Source organism: Patiriisocius sp. 208BN25-11, from assembly GCF_058147145.1.
Genome location: NZ_JBYVJY010000119.1, coordinates 1 through 240, shown reverse-complemented (window position 1 = coordinate 240; position 240 = coordinate 1). Strand labels below are relative to the sequence as shown.

1 pseudogene is annotated in these 240 nt (G+C 42.1%); it reads left to right on the top strand.

Going from position 1 to position 240, the window contains the following annotated elements:
- Positions 1-240, top strand: a pseudogene (locus ACY2RS_RS15815) (UDP-N-acetylmuramoyl-L-alanine--D-glutamate ligase); the annotation flags it as partial.

Below are 240 nucleotides of genomic sequence, written 5' to 3'. Positions count from 1 at the left end.
CGCATCTGTATTGTCACAAAATGAGATCGACTGGGAAGAAGGCGGACATACCGAAGCGAAGATATTACATGCCGATGTGGTGGTGAAAAGTCCAGGAATTCCCGATACAGTTCTACTTGTAATGCAACTAAAAGCAAAAGGGATTCAGGTAATTTCAGAAATCGACTTTGCAGCAGCTTTTACTAAGGCAACCATTGTTGGAATTACTGGGAGTAATGGAAAAACAACCACAGCAAGTCT